Annotated in this window: 16 protein-coding genes; 3 read left to right on the forward strand and 13 right to left on the reverse strand. The window is 41.9% G+C overall.

The window, feature by feature from the left end:
• Positions 1-344: 344 nt before the first annotated feature.
• The 8 genes from pstB (L7A31_RS05705) to pstS form a co-directional block, all read right to left on the reverse strand.
• Entirely contained in the window at positions 345-1,094 is a 750-nt protein-coding gene (gene pstB, locus L7A31_RS05705) for a phosphate ABC transporter ATP-binding protein PstB (RefSeq protein WP_237360761.1), read from the reverse strand.
• A gap of 52 nt (positions 1,095-1,146) precedes the next feature.
• Complete coding sequence (gene pstA / locus L7A31_RS05710) at positions 1,147-2,010, reverse strand: phosphate ABC transporter permease PstA (protein WP_237360531.1); 864 nt, start codon at positions 2,008-2,010, stop codon at positions 1,147-1,149.
• A gap of 5 nt (positions 2,011-2,015) precedes the next feature.
• Positions 2,016-2,948, reverse strand: coding sequence for a phosphate ABC transporter permease subunit PstC (pstC, locus tag L7A31_RS05715; RefSeq protein WP_237360532.1), 933 nt, complete (start codon positions 2,946-2,948; stop codon positions 2,016-2,018).
• A gap of 104 nt (positions 2,949-3,052) precedes the next feature.
• Positions 3,053-3,874 carry a phosphate ABC transporter substrate-binding protein gene (locus tag L7A31_RS05720; RefSeq protein ID WP_237360533.1) on the reverse strand — a complete coding sequence of 274 codons (822 nt, stop codon included), beginning with the start codon at positions 3,872-3,874 and terminating at the stop codon, positions 3,053-3,055.
• 293 nt (positions 3,875-4,167) lie between these two features.
• Entirely contained in the window at positions 4,168-4,971 is an 804-nt protein-coding gene (gene pstB / locus L7A31_RS05725; RefSeq protein WP_237360762.1) for a phosphate ABC transporter ATP-binding protein PstB, read from the reverse strand.
• Positions 4,972-5,006: 35 nt separating this feature from the next.
• Positions 5,007-5,843 (reverse strand): phosphate ABC transporter permease PstA, encoded by an 837-nt coding sequence (gene pstA, locus L7A31_RS05730; RefSeq protein WP_237360534.1) that lies wholly within the window; start codon positions 5,841-5,843, stop codon positions 5,007-5,009.
• Positions 5,840-6,769 (reverse strand): phosphate ABC transporter permease subunit PstC, encoded by a 930-nt coding sequence (gene pstC, locus L7A31_RS05735; protein ID WP_237360535.1) that lies wholly within the window; start codon positions 6,767-6,769, stop codon positions 5,840-5,842. The genes pstA (L7A31_RS05730) and pstC (L7A31_RS05735) overlap by 4 nt, the downstream gene beginning before the upstream one ends.
• Before the next feature lie 69 nt (positions 6,770-6,838).
• Positions 6,839-7,906 carry a phosphate ABC transporter substrate-binding protein PstS gene (pstS, locus tag L7A31_RS05740; protein ID WP_237360536.1) on the reverse strand — a complete coding sequence of 356 codons (1,068 nt, stop codon included), beginning with the start codon at positions 7,904-7,906 and terminating at the stop codon, positions 6,839-6,841.
• Positions 7,907-8,275: 369 nt separating this feature from the next.
• Between pstS and L7A31_RS05745 the strand changes: the two genes are divergently transcribed.
• Both L7A31_RS05745 and L7A31_RS05750 read left to right on the forward strand, forming a co-directional pair.
• Positions 8,276-9,658: a sensor histidine kinase gene (locus L7A31_RS05745; protein ID WP_237360537.1), complete on the forward strand. Its 1,383-nt coding sequence runs from the start codon at positions 8,276-8,278 to the stop codon at positions 9,656-9,658.
• Positions 9,658-10,290: a response regulator gene (locus tag L7A31_RS05750; RefSeq protein WP_237360538.1), complete on the forward strand. Its 633-nt coding sequence runs from the start codon at positions 9,658-9,660 to the stop codon at positions 10,288-10,290. Before L7A31_RS05745 ends, L7A31_RS05750 begins: the two co-directional genes overlap by 1 nt.
• Positions 10,291-10,308: 18 nt before the next feature.
• On the opposite strand, the gene L7A31_RS05755 is transcribed toward L7A31_RS05750, so the two are convergent.
• Positions 10,309-11,046 (reverse strand): substrate-binding periplasmic protein, encoded by a 738-nt coding sequence (locus tag L7A31_RS05755; RefSeq protein ID WP_237360539.1) that lies wholly within the window; start codon positions 11,044-11,046, stop codon positions 10,309-10,311.
• 176 nt (positions 11,047-11,222) lie between these two features.
• The gene (locus tag L7A31_RS05760) at positions 11,223-12,557 is read right to left on the reverse strand and encodes a DEAD/DEAH box helicase (RefSeq protein WP_237360540.1); all 1,335 of its coding nucleotides are present in this window, start codon (positions 12,555-12,557) and stop codon (positions 11,223-11,225) included.
• A gap of 385 nt (positions 12,558-12,942) precedes the next feature.
• On the opposite strand from L7A31_RS05760, the gene L7A31_RS05765 reads away from it, so the two are divergent.
• A complete protein-coding gene (locus L7A31_RS05765) occupies positions 12,943-13,188 on the forward strand; it encodes an Lpp/OprI family alanine-zipper lipoprotein (RefSeq protein ID WP_237360541.1) in 246 nt (81 codons plus the stop codon).
• Between the two features lie 730 nt (positions 13,189-13,918).
• Here the strand turns inward: L7A31_RS05765 and L7A31_RS05770 are convergent.
• The 3 genes from L7A31_RS05770 to L7A31_RS05780 all read right to left on the reverse strand — a co-directional run bounded on the left by L7A31_RS05770 (position 13,919) and on the right by L7A31_RS05780 (position 16,369).
• Positions 13,919-14,572, reverse strand: coding sequence for a helix-turn-helix transcriptional regulator (locus L7A31_RS05770; protein WP_237360542.1), 654 nt, complete (start codon positions 14,570-14,572; stop codon positions 13,919-13,921).
• A gap of 59 nt (positions 14,573-14,631) precedes the next feature.
• Positions 14,632-15,906: an L-cysteine desulfidase family protein gene (locus L7A31_RS05775; RefSeq protein ID WP_237360763.1), complete on the reverse strand. Its 1,275-nt coding sequence runs from the start codon at positions 15,904-15,906 to the stop codon at positions 14,632-14,634.
• 82 nt (positions 15,907-15,988) lie between these two features.
• Positions 15,989-16,369: a RidA family protein gene (locus tag L7A31_RS05780; RefSeq protein WP_237360543.1), complete on the reverse strand. Its 381-nt coding sequence runs from the start codon at positions 16,367-16,369 to the stop codon at positions 15,989-15,991.
• Positions 16,370-16,416 lie beyond the last annotated feature (47 nt).

A 16,416-nucleotide genomic window follows, 5' to 3' on the forward strand; every position in this document is an offset into this window, starting at 1 on the left:
ATTCAATTTATTGAGGAAAGAATCTATAGACACTTAATACTTATAGAGATAATTACTACTACCAACTAAATATCCTTCAATATTGGCAACTAACTAACAGCATAAAAGTCACATTATTCTCATTCTTGAAACACAGCTAAGATGTATAACTACTTAGAACAGTTACTAATAATTAAGTCGATGTTTATCTGATATAAATATACAGTCTAGTTGGAAAATATTTTTTGCTCTTAAATAGTAGATAAAGTGAAAACAATTAGCCTTAACCCAAAAAGAAAAAAGCCCCTGTGTAGGGGCAAAATACCATCGCTTATAGTTATAATTTTGAAATATAAATACTTTAATTAACCAAAGTCACCATTAACATAACCTTGGGTTCTATCGTCTTTAGGTTGAGAGAAAATTATACTCGTATCATCATGCTCGACCAGCTCTCCCATCAAGAAAAACGCAGTACGATCAGAAATACGCCTCGCCTGTTGCATAGAGTGAGTAACGATCACAATCGTATAGTTCTTTTTCAACTCAGACATTAAGTCTTCAATCTTGTTTGTCGCGATTGGATCCAAAGCAGAAGTCGGCTCATCCATCAAAATGACATCTGGCTCCATCGCAATGGTCCGCGCAATGCAAAGTCGTTGCTGCTGACCTCCTGACAAGCCAAATGCGGGAGTCTTCAAACGATCTTTCACTTCATCCCAAAGAGCAGCTCCTCTTAGCGAACGCTCTACGACTTCATCAATATGCTTTTTATCTTTAATACCCTGCGCACGAAGCCCATATGCGACGTTTTCATAAATGCTCATCGGAAATGGGTTTGGCTTTTGAAATACCATTCCAACTTTGATGCGAAGATCTGAAACATCAATATTGCCGTAAATATCTTCGCCATCCATTTCCAATTTTCCGGTGATCTTGACGCCTTCAATAAGATCATTCATACGATTTAAGCAACGCAACAAAGTAGACTTACCGCAACCAGAGGGGCCGATCAAAGCTGTTACTTGGCGATTCGGGATCGGTAAGTTGATGGATTTTAATGCTTGGTTTTCACCATAAAACAGGTCTAAATTTTCAATATCAAATTTGTTCATCATGTCAGTCTTTAAACTTTATCAATAGGGCCTAAATAGCATTAGCTTGTCGCTAATATGTGGCGGTATTAAATTTTCTCGCAAGTAATTTAGTGACCATATTAATCATTAAAACGAGTACAATCAGTACAGTAGCTGTACCATAAGCTTGGTTCCATTCCTCAACAGTAAACAACTCTGTGGTGAGTTTATAAAGATGAACTGTGAGTGTTCGTCCTGAATCCATCAGTGATTCAGGGATACGTGCAACCATACCTGCTGTTAAAAATACTGGCGCTGATTCGCCAATTACACGGCCAATACTCAATATTACCGAAGTCAAAATCCCAGGCATTGCACTTGGTAGGATTAAGCGCCAAACGGTATAACGCTTCGAAGCGCCTAGCCCATAAGAGCCTTCACGATAAGTTTGAGGCACAGCCATCAAAGCTTCTTCCGTTGTACGAATAATAACCGGAAGAATCAGAATACTCAGTGTTAGTGCCCCTGATAGAATTGAAAACCCTAAACCTAGAATGGCGACAAAAAACGTCATACCAAACAAGCCAAAGATGATTGATGGGATACCCGCTAGGGATTCGGTACAAAAACGAATCACCTTCACCAGTTTGCTACCTACCTTAGCGTATTCCGTTAGATAGATTGCCGTCATGATCCCAAGAGGTGCTGCAACAGCAATAGAAGCCAATACCATATAGATAGTGGCAATAATCATTGGGAAGATACCTTGCTCATCACCCGTGCGAGTATAAATATCGGTAATGAAATTCCAATCTACGTGCTGCAATCCATTCGACAAAATGTACCAGATTATCCAAAACAGCAGCCCTACGGTTGCACCTGCAGCAAGCCAGACAAACCCTCCTAGGACTTTGTCTTTGAAGGCACGAGAACGTTTTAGTTTAACTCTATCCATCTTGATTACCTCGTCTTCTCGCGGTTTAAGTACAGTAGAGCCGCATTAAGAATCATGATAAACACAAGCAGAACAACACCCGTCGCATAAAGTGCGTTTGCGTGAACACCACTTGCGTAAGACATTTCAATTGCAATATTGGCTGTCAACGTACGTGCTGAATCTAAAATACCTTGTGGCATCGCTGGCGCATTACCCATCACCATAATAATCGCCATCGTTTCACCAAGCGCACGACCAATTCCTAAAATGACCCCTGTCATAATGCCTGATCGAGCTGCTGGGACGAGCAACTTAAATATGGTGAAAATTTTTGAAGCGCCTAATGCAAGTGAGCCTTCTTTGTATGAGCGAGGAACCGCTCGGATTGAAGTTTCTGATACCGTAATAACGGTAGGTAAGATCATTACTCCTAGAACAACAATCCCCGCAAGAATTGTATTACCTGCTGGGACATTGAATGTCTGCTGGATAAGAGGAACGATGATAACTAGGCCGAAAAAGCCATACACCACAGAAGGAATACCGGCTAACAATTCAACAGCAGGTCGAATGATGTCAGCCACTCTTTTCGGTGCAATTTCTGCAATAAATATCGCGGTAAGTACACCGATTGGCACGCCAACAACCACAGCGCCCAAGGTTGATACTACTGACGCGACAATCATTGTCGCTACGCCATATAACGCAGGAGGTAGCCAATCTTGCCCCCAAACAATGCCTAATATTCCTGCCTCTTGGAAAGCAGGAATACTTTCCATAACAATGAAATAGGCAATCACAGCAAGCGATACGATGCCAACAATTGCATTTGTTAGCAGTAATCCATGAAATAGGCGCTCTTTCCAATCAACACGCTTTTTCGCGCGCAAGCCCTTTTTCTTAAGTGGTGCCGCTCGAGTATCCATAAGCTTGTCACTATTTGTTGCGATGGTCATATAAAATTCTCACAATTCGAAGCATTACAACGTGATGCCGAAGTGAATATAAAGCGCTCAGCCAAAAATGAGGCTGAGCAAATTTGAATATAGTTGAAGAACAATTAGTTGACTGAGATATAGCCTTTTTCAGTCACAATTTCTTGAGCTTGAGGGGAAAGCATCCACTCTAGGAACTTTTGAGTTTCAGGAGTAGGTTTGCCTTTTTTGTATAGAACTAGGAAAGGTCTAGCAACTTTATACGACCCGTTTTTCACGTTCGCAACCGTTGCTGGGGTTGCATCAATAGACAGTGCATGCACTGAGCTATCTACTGTTCCCAATGAAATATAACCAATCGCATAAGGGTTCGAAGCAACCATAGTCTTCAATGCACCATTACCGCTTGCTACTTGAGCACGTTGAGATATTGCCGATACTTTTTTGCCCGCAATTTTCTTCTTAAGTTTCAAGATGTCTTCAAATGCGCCACGAGTACCTGAAGCAGTATCACGAGTAACAGCGACAATAGGCTTGTCAGCACCACCAACTTGTTTCCAGTTCGTGATTTCGCCTTTATAAATTGCAGTGACTTGTTCAGCCGTTAAGCCTTGTAGCTTGTTGTTTGGGTTTACAACGACAGCAATACCATCGCGAGCAATTACTTCTTCAACCAAGCTAGGCTCTTTTTCTGAGGGCTTAAGATTGCGAGATGACATACCAAGGTCTGCAGATCCATTTTTTGCTGCTTTTACACCAGCAGATGAACCAGGGCCTTGAACCTCAACATACACATCTGGATGTTCCTTAGTATAAGTTTCAGAGAAAACTTCCATCAGTGGAGTTACACTGCTTGATCCTACGGCAGAGATTGTTTCTTTTGCTGAAACAGGAGTTAAGGCCATAGTACTGAAGAGTGCAATTGCACCGATCACTGTCTTTTTCATCACATTTTCCTATAGAGGCTAAAAAGCCGTCAGTTTTACTTGAACGGTGTCACTGTAAGGAAGATTTATGACAGTAATGTTTCATTTGGTTGAAAGATGGATTACAAACATTACAAGCATGAACGTAACAACGAGATCTTTATTCAAAACTTGAATGTATGTCACATTAAATTAAAGCTATAAAAAACGGTGGCTTGCCATAAGCAAAGCCACCGTTTAAATAAGAACGCCTCCTTGCTATGACGACAGTTTTATATACAAGGAGACGTGAGCTTAATCTGAGATTCTACTGCTTATCCAAAATCACCTGAGATGTATTGGCGCGTTTTATCTTTACTTGGGTTCTCGAAAATTTGTTCTGTCCCGCCAAATTCTTCAAGCTGGCCAAGGTACATAAACCCTGTGTAATCAGAAATACGAATTGCTTGCTGCATGTTGTGCGTCACTATTACTATCGTAAACTTGTCACGCAGCTCAGTGATAAGAGTTTCAATCGCAGAAGTTGCGATTGGATCAAGAGCAGAAGTCGGTTCATCCATTAAAATCACTTCAGGCTCAAGCGCGATAGTACGTGCAATACATAAGCGCTGTTGCTGACCGCCGGACAAACCGCTTGCATCAGCATTGAGCTTGTCTTTTACCTCTTCCCATAGGTGAGCACGCTTAAGCGCTGACTCTACTTTTTCTTTTATTTCTGCTTTCGATTTACCTTGAAGCTTTAGTCCAAATGCCATGTTTTCGTAGATAGACATTGGAAATGGCGTTGGCTTTTGGAAAACCATGCCCACTTTAGAGCGCAATTCATTAACGTCTGTTTTGGAGAAAATGGTTTTGCCATCTAGCAGGATTTCCCCTTCAGCATATTGGCTGCTGTATAGGTCATATATCCTGTTCATTGTTCTTAATAGTGTCGACTTACCACATCCTGACGGTCCAATAAGAGCAGTAACGCGATTTTTGTATATAGGCATCGAAACATTTTTCAATGCTGGCTTAGAACCTTTTTTGTAGTAAAAGCTTAGATCCTGGATTTCCATGCGATGCTTCGGATGGGCTACTTCATCATTAGACGCTAGGTTTGCGGTCATTGTTGTCATTGCGCTCTCACTAAATACTTCTGCTGCACAGATATTCATGCTTTTCTCGCCTTCATCATCTTCGGCAACAGAGTCGCCAGTATATTCATAATCAAAATAAACACAGTTACTATTAACGCTCCAGCCCAAGCCAGATTCTGCCATGAGGTATATGGACTCATAGCGAATTGATAAATAGTCACTGGCAAGTTAGCCATAGGTTGGCTCATGTCTTTCGACATAAAATTACTGTTCATTGCCGTAAACAGTAACGGTGCAGTTTCACCAGAAATACGCGCAATAGACAGTATGATTGCCGTAATGATCCCTGGAGCTGCCGCACGATAGCTGAGCTGGGTGATAACACGCCACTTAGGAGCGCCAACACCAGTTCCCGCTTCTTTTAATGTTGGTGGTACTAGACGAAGCATCTCTTCAGTCGAAGAGACAATCATCGGCAGAGCAAGTATCGCGAGTGCAATGGCTCCTGCCCAGCCTGAATAACCGCCGCTAGGAACAACCACAATAGTGTAAACAAACAGGCCAACTAACACTGATGGCGCACTCATCAGCATGCCATTTAAGAATCGAATGTACTCCGCGAACTTGTTATTTTTGTCTTGATCAGATAACCAAGTTCCCGCTAAAACACCAATTGGTGCAGCAATCAAAATACCAACTAATGTCAGCATCAAACTGCCAATTAACGCATTTTTCAGGCCACCCGCTTCGCCTGGACCAGGGGTTAGCTCAGTAAACACTGCCCAGTTAATACCTTTCCAGCCGTCAATAACTAGGGTGTGAAGCAGGTTGAAAACAATAAAGACACCCAACATTGCTGAGGCAGTACAAAAGCACCAAAACAGTAAATTCTTCAGCTTTCTTATTTTCATTTTGAATCCCTTAGTAGACGCTTCGCTAAGATCATCACAATGAAGGTGATCACAAACAGTACTGCACCTAAGCCAATTAGAGACGAGATGTAGATGTTGCCAGTCGCTTCGCCAAACTGCTGAGCGATAGTCGCGGAAATAGTGCTTGCTGGCATAAATAGTGATTCAGAGATACTGCTTGAACCACCAACAACAAACGCTACTGCCATCGTTTCACCCAGTGCACGGCCTAAGCCTAAAATGCCTGCGCTAACTATGGCGTTCTTAACTTTAGGGATAAGAACTTTAACGATCACTTCAAAGTTTGTTGCGCCAATACCGTAAGCAGCTTCGCGCACAACATTAGGTATCGAGTTTAAAGCGTCTCTCGCGAACGAAGTCATAATTGGTAGGATCATGATCGATAGAATGATCCCCGCCGTCATTAATCCAATGCCAATTGGTGGCCCGTCAAACAGAGGCCCAATAATCGGTAAACCAACCAAGTGATCCCCTGCCCACGTCTGGAAACCATTGGAAAACCAAGGCGCGAATACAAACAACCCCCACATACCGTAGATAATACTCGGTACCGCAGCTAGCAGTTCAACCGCTTTGCCCACAGGTTCACTGACCCATGTTGGTGTCAATTCAGCTAAGAAGATTGCCGTTCCTAGAGATACAGGCACCGCGATGATGATTGCAATCAGTGAAGAAACCAACGTGCCGTAGATTTCAGCTGCAACACCAAAATTACCGCCTACAGGATCCCATTCACTTTTGTAGATAAAACTCAGGCCGAATTTCTCAAATGCAGGCCATCCACCATGAAACAGTGAAATCACTAAGCCAGCCAAAGTTATGAATATTATTAAAGCGCTGAAAAGACTCACCTTATTAAAGATTGAATCTCCATTCACTTTATTTCTTAATGTCGTTGTCGTCATAATATTTTAACTGCCTCTATCCGAATTAAATCGTTCAATCAGTCGAATAGAGGCATTTTTAAGCTCTAATTACTTCGTGCTAGCGACTGTTTGCGCTGTTACGAATTTCTTACCGTTGTGAGTAAGGTCGTTCTGCCAAGTCTTTTTAACCATATTGATTAGGTTTTGAGGCATTGGAACATAATCGAGATCTGTCGCCGCTTTAGGGTGGTCATAAGTCCAAGCGAAGAACTTAATAATATCTTTTGCTTTTGCTGCATCTGGCTGGTTTTTCTGCATCAAGATAAATGTTGCAGCAGTCATCGGCCAAGATTGAGCACCAGGCTGGTTATTAAGTAGCAAGTAGTAACCCGGAGCGTTTTTCCAATCTGCATTCGCAGCTGCAGCTTGGAAAGTCTTCATTGAAGGCTCTAAGAACTTACCATCACGGTTTTTCATTGCCGTATACGTTAAACCTGTTTCTTTCGCATAAGCATATTCAACATAGCCAATAGAGTAACGAGTACGAGTCACGTCATTGGCAACACCTGCATTACCTTTACCACCAAGGTTAATTGCCGCTTTAGGCCACTCGACAGATTTCGCAAAACCTACTTCTTTGTGCCAAGTCGGACTTACTTGATCTAGATATTCAGTGAAGTTGAATGTAGTACCAGAGCCATCTGAACGGTGTACCACATAGATTTTGTGATCCGGTAGTTTAAGGCCTGGATTTAACTTAGCGATTGCAGGGTCGTTCCAGTTATTAATCTTGCCTAGATAAATATCAGCAACAACAGGGCCGCTAAGTTTTAGTTCACCTGGCTTAACTCCAGGAAGGTTGATTGCCATGACCGTCGCACCCATTACTGCTGGCCACTGCGTCATGTTTTGCTCTTTTAGCTGTTTTGGCGTTAGTGGAGCATCACTTGCGCCGAAATCTACTGTTTTTGATTCGATCGCTTTAATACCAGCGCCCGAGCCTACACCTTGATAGTTGATTTGTACTTTATGATCTTGAGCGTATTGTTTCGCCCACTTCGTATAAACAGGGTATGGGAATGTACCACCAGCACCGTTAATCGTAGTTTGAGCTGAAGCGCCAAACGATGCAGCAACCAATAACGATGATACTAGAGCTGATTTGATAAATTTCACAATATATCTCCGGATATAGTTTCAAGTAGATTCGGCTATTAGAATGATTCCGATAGACCGAAATTAGTTTTAGTGTTCAAGTAAAACTAAAGAAAAGAATGCCTTTTCTATGTGTGTCAGATGAGGTTCATCAGCTGACGAAACGGAGATTAGAAATTCAATGTGACAGATTTATGAAGAATGAGCTAAATCACACTAGTAGTGAATAAGAATTATCAGATGAACATAAAACATGATAAATAAAATTCACAAAAATCGGATTTTTATCAAGCTAACTTATTATATGCACTCATTGTAATATTCGATTATATGATTACAAAAATGATGAGCGGCGTTGATGTTGAACAAACTGTCAATTAGAATTTGCGTATGGATATGCTACTTATCTTCAAAATTTACCTCATTTATGGCCTGATGTTTTTTGCCATATTCTTTTGCATACTGTTCAGAGACTTACATGAAAGTCAGATCCGATTAGCACCAACTTTACCTCTCTTGGCTGCGTTTGGTTTGATTCATGGCATCCACGAATGGTCTGAACTTTACTTAATTATTTACCAACATGAGTTCGCCTCTTCCGCTGCACTCACTGTTTTCAAACTTCTCAAGCTGTGGCTCTCGTACATCGTCCTAGGAATTTTTGCTTGGCGGGTATTGGAAATTACAGACTGGCAGAATAAATCGTGGATAAGACTTGCTGTTTTAGTCGTCCTGATCATATTCGTCACCAATTTGTTTTGGCGACACGACCATGAAAACTACGCCTTTTTTGTTCATAATACTGAAATGCAGATACGGCTGGTATTCAGTCTTGGAGCAAGCTTACTGGCTGGCTGCGCACTCTATAACTTCGCCAGTTCTCTGGAGCAAGATGGCTATGGTTCATCCATTCCCTTTAAACTCACCAGTATTGCTTTTATCGGCTACGGCATCTCTACAGGTCTTTTTACCACTGATTTAGGGTTATGGGTTTTGGTTCTAAGAACGATATTTGCTACCGCGTTACTAGTCACGTTGTGGCACGCCCTGAGAATATTCGACATAGAAAAAGACAAACAAAAAAAAGCCACACTTCATCAGTCACATCAAGATGCCAAGCTAAAAGAATTAGGCGAACTTACTTCTGCTGTAGCCCACGAAATTAAAACGCCGATTAGCAGCGCTATGATGAGCTGTGATCTGCTATCGAAACAGTTACCAGACAATGAAGATCACCAAAGGCAAATAGATCGCATCCGTTATGGTTTAGCTCGCGCTGCTGAAATTAGCCAAGAAGTTCTAAGCTACGCACATTACAAACCTATTGAACGTGAGTCTGTTTTGCTACATGAAGTTATAGAATCAGCATTAGCTCTCAATCACTATCGACTAAGTGGCTTTAAAGTCGACAAGGTTGTATCGCGAGACTTGCAAGTTATGGCAGACAAAGGGCTACTCGAACAAGTACTAAGTAACCTCATCACTAATGCGATCGACGCGAGCCAAAACAAGAACTACATACGTATAGTCGGCTATCAAGATAAGCTAAATGCCATTGTGAGAGTGATCGATCTTGGTAGCGGAATGCCAATAAGTTTGATAGAAAAGGCGACACAACCATTTTTCACAACAAAACCCAAAGGTGAAGGTACTGGAATGGGGTTAGCCCTAAGCAAACAAATTATCACGCAACATGGCGGCACACTTAACCTTTTCAACAATGAAGATGGTGATGGCTTAACAGCTGAAATTCAAATACCAAGGAAAATATAATGACGCTCAAATTACTTTTAGCTGAAGATGACAAGCAACTCAGGGAAGTGCTCGTCGAAGCTCTTACGCTGGAGTCATTTGAAGTCTCGGCTTATACCAATGCCGAAGATGCACTCGATGCTGCTGCAAACGCTCATTTTGATATCGCTTTGTTTGATGTCGTGATGTCTGGAATGACTGGGGTTGAAGCGTTGACCAGTTTACGGCGCTTGCACCCCAATATCGGCATTGTGATAACCACAGCGTTTGCTACGGTCGACGTCGCCGTTGACGCAATGAAAAAAGGCGCTGATGAATTCTTAACCAAGCCATTTAATCTGCCAACACTTTCTATCACGCTAAAGCGTGTATACGCGGAGCGCGCGCCAAAAGCACCGATTGATGAAAGAAGTGACGACTTAATTTTTAACGCACTTTCAAATCCAATACGACGTATGGTGGTCAAACAACTAAAGGCGCATCGCAAACTCAAATTTATGGACTTGTGCCGGATTGTCGGTATCGAAGATCATACCAAATTCAACTTCCATCTGAAGCAACTGGTCAATTGCGGGCTTGTTGAAAAAGAGCAAGGGAGAGTGTACTCACTAACTGAACGCGGCCTGCAAATTTATTCGAGTATGCTGCGTTAGCTCTGATCGCTGAGAGCCTTATTCTTTATACTGAACTGGGGGAGGAACGTTGTACTTCTGGAATATCGCGTTGACCTCTCCACTTGTTCGCATCTCATCAATGATCTGTATAAATTCAGCCTGATATTTTGCCATCGGAGATTTTTTCGGGATGCTGATATGGCGACCATTGTAAAACGTATCAATATACTTCACTTGGTGAATTATAGGCTCATTGCGATACGTCTCTTCATTTTGTCCTGACGACACGATAGCGACATCAATTCTCTGAGCTTTGAGGAGCAGAAGCAATTGTTCATCGGAATTATAAAATCGCTTGGTCAGCTCGGTCGATTCATTGAATGTTTTCGAGTAAAAGCTGCCTCGCCTAGCGCCAACAATTAGTCCGACAAGATCTTCGAAGCGTTCGATTTTGATCTGCGAATCACTGTTCACCATATAATAAACATTGCAAGTCTCGTAGCCATATGTGGCGGGATATAGAAACTCACTACGTTTGTCGTTCATTGAGTGGCGAGGAATAATATCTACATCGCCATATTCGGCAATTTTAATTGTTCTGATCCAAGGTACCAGATGCCACTCCACTTCGTGTCCAAGCTTCCCAACAGCGGTTTCAATAATTTCTGCGATTGGTCCTGAACAGCCTGGGTTGGTTGGAACAAGCTCTGGCGGTCGATCCCTGCAGTGAGCAACAAAAGTTTCAGCCTTAACGAAACTCGCGACAAAAAACAACGCACAAAAAACTAGCCTCATTGTATGGCTCTCCCTAATAGCGTATACAAAGCCGATATACAATTTAGCCAACTGTATTAAGTCTAGACGAAAAATCGACACTATTGCTTTGCGGTGTGTATGATCAAAAACGGTGTCCCAAAAGGACACCGCTATCTACTCACCACTTTAACTAATTAGCCTTCAAGAACAGATGTTTACTCATCGTCTTGTTTAGGTGCCACTTTTTTCTTAGGGATAAATACTGCATCTCCCACTGAAACATTTTGGTGGAAACTCTTATCACGTTTAACTGGCTTTCTGCTTTTCTGTGGTGCCTTAGCCTTCTTATTTTGTTGGCTAGCAGAGCTTTTCTTTTTAAAGTGAGGTTTCTTAGGTTTAATGCCTTTAAATTTGCCTTTAAGATCGTCGAAGACACTAAAAGACAGATCTTGCTGAAGATAGGTTTCTACGCGTTTGAAGCTCGCCCAGTCTTTAGGGCCAACAAGTGAAACTGCATCCCCTTTGTTGCCTGCACGCCCAGTACGTCCAACACGGTGAACATATTCCTCAGTGTGTTTAGGCATATCAAAGTTAATCACGTGAGTTACATTCGCAATGTCTAGCCCGCGAGACGCAACATCGGTAGTAACGAGAATTTTATATACTCCTCGCTCGAATTGGCTCATGATCGTGTTACGCTGACCTTGGTTGAGGTTACCGCTCAGCGCGACGGCTTTTAGCCCTTGCTTGTTTAACTTGTCAGTGAGTCGATCAGTATCGTCTCTTGTTGCAGTAAAAATTATTACCTGACGATATTCCGCTTCCTGCAACACTCGCTCTAACAGCGCTTCTTTGTGATCAAGGTGATCGCATAGATAAAACTTTTGCGTAATGTCTTTATGTTCTTGATTCGAAACACCTATCGCGATTCGTTTCGGCGAGTCAAGCATATCAGAAGCAATACCATTCACTTCTGCATGATCAAGGGTGGCAGAGAACATCAATGTCTGTCTGCGGCGATGATGAGCCAATTTATGAATTTTTCTGAGCTCTGCCTCAAAGCCAAGATCCAGCATTCTATCAGCTTCATCCAAGATCAATGTTTCTAGGCCATCAAGGTACAAAGAACGATGTTCAAGATGGTCGGCTAATCGTCCCGGTGTCGCAACGATAAACCTTGGATAACGTCTCAACGCTTTAACCTGATCGTTAAAGTTTTCACCACCGACAATCAACGCTGCATCATAAGATAGTCCACCAAGCATGGTACGGAGCTCACCATAAACTTGTTTAGCTAGCTCGCGCGTTGGGGCTAATATTAAGCCACGAGGATCTTTTGCCGAAAAAGCCTTGCTCTTTAAAGATTTATGAAGCATCGGTAGAACAAACGCCAACGTCTTACCTGATCCAGTTTTTGATGAGGCAAGTAAATCTTTTCCAGCAATCGCAACAGGAATCGCTTGTTGCTGAATGTCAGTGGCCTTACTAAAGGCATAGTGATTGAGATTTTTTAATAAGCGGTTGTCTAAACCTAACTCTTTAAATTGCAAAAGATACTCCGGTAACAAAGTTTCACTCTAACATGTCCAATCTTTTCGACTTCGGAAAATCAGAGATAAATAAAAAACAGCGCATGATACAACAATTGACCAAAGAAGGCCAAAGTCTAAAGAGCTAAATAATGCCACGATGAAGCTCTAGAGGCAGTTTTCAGTACGTAATTCAAAAGCTAGCGTTATAAGTCTTTAAGAGCTTATTTCATCGCAGCAATGAGACTTCAATCAATTATTCGAGGAATGAACTGAATACTTAAGGTATTTTGCCTTTTCAAAGGTGGGTCATTTGTAGGATAGTGTCTACACTTTATTTCGTCACTATATAACGAAGAATGTGTAGGGCGACTTTTGATACTTAGTTAATACAAAGGAACAGTATATGAACAAAATCATTCTGGCAGCTGCAGCTTCTTCTGTACTTCTACTCGCTGGTTGTGCGACAACAGATACAGAAACAGCGTCTAAAGTAGACGCTTTAACAAACAAAGTTGATGAATTAAGCCAAAAAGTTGATGCGTTGTCCTCTGAGGTTCAAAAGAATCAAACAGCATCTCAATCTGCTCAAGAAGAAGCATCTCGTGCAAACGAAAGAATCAACAACATTGCTCAATCCTACACGAAATAACAATTACTGCAGTGGGCCTATGTTCGATAGGCTCACCTAATCACTTTCTGATACCCCATTTACCCGCTTGCCGCTTCAAATCGCACCACGTTAATGAATGTTCACGACAAACCGCGTTAATGTGTAGATTCACTTCGATAATATAATGAAGTTTTAAATAACATTATAAGTGTGATTTAGACTTCACCATAAATTTATGTTTCAAATCTACTATGGCAGCTTCGACCGTGCGGATTGGTTGGTTATTCTGGAAATGTTTTTGAGTCTATTTCTAGCTCAATAAGTTTTAGATAATCTAATTGTATAGGCGTAAAAGAAAGCCGATTTTTCAAAACATCAAAAGGAGAAAATACTGCCTACTTTATTCTTGAGCTTCTATGCCTTTAATAAGTTCCGATATAAAGAAAAACTCTAGCTGACCTTGGTCAAACGTTTTATAAAAATAAAGGCAAAGGCTATGAAACATACCAAAGTAAGAACTTAGCGGAGTACCCTTGTCCTCCTTGAATAACAAATAAAATGTATCTTTCTTCCCTCGACCTAGATCATATTCCAACACGATGTTTTTGAGGCCACTTTCGACCTCCAGCTCTCTTTTATAATAATTCAATATTTCAGGGAGAAGCTCTGAAATAATATTGTAAATTGGCCTAACGGAAGATAGATTCAGTGCAGGTTCACTTGAGAAAAAGCCTGAATTATATAAACCGCTTCGCGATGGTAGCGTTTGCTAGCAGGCTTCTGTACCTTTAAGCATTCGTAGGTGACGATAAATAGTGTGAATAGAAATATCGAGGCCTTTAGCTGCAATTTGAGCGCTGTCTTTTAACTCAAACAACCCTTGCTCATAAAGCTTTTCGACAATCTCTCGACTTCTTTTCGACGGTGGTATAGTTGGATCTTCCAGTACTTCCGTTTGCACACCTTCAATTGTTTGCAACAACATTTCTTCATTGCTACGGGCAAACAGCTCGTTAGTCACATTTGCTGGAGCAGCAGTATATTCTGGAATTAATGAACGCACTAAGGACTGAAAGGGTGCGTCTAGATTTGAGTTAATGCAGAGTAACCCAATAGGCTGGTTATATCGATTGCGAATAACAGTAGTAACAGAACGAAGGGTTTTCCCATCAGGGCTTCGAGTAATATAGGCCTCGGATACATCCTTCCCTTGATTAAGCTTCTCTATCGCAATGTTGGTGATCGGCGCACCGACATCTCTACCAGTGATATGACCATTTTGAATTTTGATGACAGAAGGGTTGTTCGTATCCAAGCTATGCAATAGAACTTCGGTATGTTCCCCCCACATCGCGGCGATTCCATCTACAACATTTTTAATTGCTTCTAATATTTCCAAATCAGAATCAGTTAGTTCGTACACGTATCACCTCTAATTTTTAGTCTCAACCATCCTAGGATGGTTGAGACCATAACACAAAACTATGCTGCCATAATATCAATAATCGTCTCATCAGTTCGAGTCATACCCGCTGAAACCATTTTACCGATATTAGATATGCTTTGTTCTACTGTCGTTGCAACGATACCTTGCTCTTTCGCTTCACTGTCTCTCATTGCCATGATGAAACCTACTACAGCTGCGTTTGTAGACGTTTTCACTTTCATCGCACATGTTGATTTTGCACCGTCACAAATCATACCAGAGCAGTCACTCAATACGTTTTGAATTGCAGCACATGCTTGAGCAAAGCTACCACCAGCTAAATAAACCATTGCCATTGACGTCGCTGCACTTGTCACTGTGTTACCACAAAATGCTGACAACGGAGGATAGTGAGACTTAATGTAGATCGCTCCTAAGTGACTTAGGATAAGAGCGCGAGCTAGTTGTTCTTCACTTGATTTAAAGTGTTCTGCTGCCACAACTACTGGCATAGTCGCCGCAATACCTTGGTTACCGCTACCAAAGTTACTCATTGCTGGGAGTGTCGCACCGCCCATACGAGCATCCGACGCTGCAGCCGTACGCATAACAATGTTATTTGCAAGACCGTCACCTAAAAGGCCGCTTGCTACGCTTTGACTAATTGCACGACCAACTTGCAAACCGTAAATATTGTTCAGACCTTCTTGAGATAGCGCTTCATTCAGCTCAGCAGCTTTAAGAATGAACTTAATGTCTTCAAATTCGGCATTTAGAGCATAGTCGTAGATTTTCTCTACGCTAATATCAACACCATCGCAGATATTGCCCGTAGATTTCGCTGTTTGTGCGTCTTGCGAGAATACAACTTCACCATTCAACTCTTTCTTAATGATTTGAGTATGGCCGCCGCTGATCTCGACAACTGCGCATTTTGAACCCGCCGTTGCTTCAACTCGGCAGTAGATAAACTCTTCTACTTGTTTACGCTTAACGTGTACTTTTTTTGCTTGGATAAAAGCGTCTGCTTCTTTCACTTGCTCTTGATTGATTTGAGCTAGAACTTCCAGTCCAGCATCAGGGTTACCACCAATGGCGCCTACTGCAGCAGCAATCGGTAGTCCAATTTCACCCGTACCTGGAACATAAACTCCCATAGAGTTTTTATACAAGTTATCAGACACCTGTACTCGTAGCTCTTCAGGCTTTTCACCTAGTAGCTCCGCAGCTACAGAAGAAGCATAAGCCGCAGCAATTGGCTCTGTACAGCCTAGTGCTGGTTTCACTACGGAATTCAAAATATCTTGGTACTGCTGCCATTGCGTATTCATCATTGGCCCTCTTTTTATTTTAATTGAGTAGTACCCGAACCATCGAAGTTGAGAGGTATTGGATAATTCGGGTACTAATTATTTATTTGCGAAATGCGATTGCTTCAATTTCTACCAACGCGCCCAAAGGCAATTGCTTAACTGCAAAACAGCTGCGAGCAGGGAAGTCTGCACCGAAGAATTCTTTGTATACTTCGTTGAATGCAGCAAAATCAGCAATGTCTGACAGGTAACAAGTTGTCTTCAGTACTGTCGTCAAATCACCCTCACCAGCTTCAAGTACTGATTTCAGGTTTTCCAGTGCCATATAAGACTGCGCTGTGATACCGCCTTCCACGATACTTGATGTGCTCGGGTCTACTGGTAGTTGGCCAGAAGTAAAGATCAATCCTTCAAAACGATTCGCGTGAGCGTATGGACCGATTGCTTTTGGAGCCTTCTCTGAAGTAATCACACTTTTCATTGTCTATGTCTCTTGGTTGTTGAATTTTGCAAAACTATTTTAACCAC

Source organism: Vibrio marisflavi CECT 7928, assembly GCF_921294215.1.
GTDB classification, from domain to species: domain Bacteria; phylum Pseudomonadota; class Gammaproteobacteria; order Enterobacterales; family Vibrionaceae; genus Vibrio; species Vibrio marisflavi.